Annotated in this window: 1 protein-coding gene; it reads right to left on the bottom strand. The window is 58.0% G+C overall.

The window, feature by feature from the left end; genetic code table 11:
* On the bottom strand, window positions 1-1,197 hold a 1,197-nt coding region (locus AC097P_RS24345; RefSeq protein WP_479612994.1), incomplete at both ends, for a DNA gyrase subunit A.

The raw sequence follows: 1,197 nt of genomic DNA on the forward strand, positions 1-1,197 counted from the left end.
TGCGACGCGCGCCCAGCTTGGTTTGGCCGAACTCGGTCTTGATGGCGGTGAGTTCTTCGCTGATGATGGTGGTGACACGCTCGGGGCGGGCCAGAATGTCGAGCAGGTCGTCGATCTCGGCCATGACATCCTTGTACTCGGCCACGATCTTGTCCTGCTCCAGCCCGGTCAGGCGTTGCAGGCGCATCTGCAGGATTTCTTGCGCTTGCGTGTCAGACAGGCGGTACAGGCCATCGCTGCCCATGCCAAACGCTTTCTCAAGGCCATCGGGCCGGTAGTCATCAGCGTTTATCAGACCGCCATCGGCGCGCACGCGGGTGAGCATTTCGCGCACCAGCTTGCTATCCCAGGGGCGTGTCATCAGCTCCATCTTGGCCACCGGAGGTGTGGGTGACTCACGGATGATGCGAATGAAGTCGTCAATATTGGCCAGCGCGACAGCCAGGCCTTCGAGAACATGCCCGCGTTCGCGCGCCTTGCGCAAGTTGAAAACGGTGCGCCGTGTAACCACTTCGCGGCGGTGCTGCAGGAAAACCTCGATCAGGTCCTTCAGATTGCACAACTTGGGCTGGCCATTGATCAGCGCCACCATGTTCATGCCAAACGTGTCCTGCAGCTGCGTTTGTTTGTACAGGTTGTTCAGCACCACTTCCGGAACCGCGCCACGCTTGAGTTCGATGACCAGGCGCATGCCGGATTTGTCGGATTCGTCCTGGATGTGGCTGATGTCTTCGATCTTCTTCTCATGGACCAGCTCGGCCATGCGTTCCTGCAGTGTCTTTTTGTTGACCTGGTAGGGTAGCTCGTCGACGATGATGGATTGGCGTTGTCCTTTGTCGATGTCCTCGAAGTGGCAGCGTGCCCGCATGACGACCTTGCCGCGGCCAGTGCGGTAACCATCTTTGACACCATTGATGCCGTAGATAATGCCGGCGGTGGGGAAATCCGGTGCCGGAATGATCTCCATCAGCTCATCGATAGAGGCTTCGGGGTTCTTGAGCAAATGCAGGCAGGCATCCACCACTTCATTCAGGTTGTGCGGGGGGATGTTGGTGGCCATGCCGACCGCGATGCCGCCTGAGCCGTTGATCAATAAATTGGGCAAGCGGGTGGGCAAAACCAGCGGTTCTCTTTCGGAGCCGTCGTAATTTGGACCAAAATCTACGGTTTCCTTGTCCAAATCGGCAAGCAGTTCGT

It is taken from the genome of Rhodoferax sp. ZS1R8 (assembly GCF_056521325.1).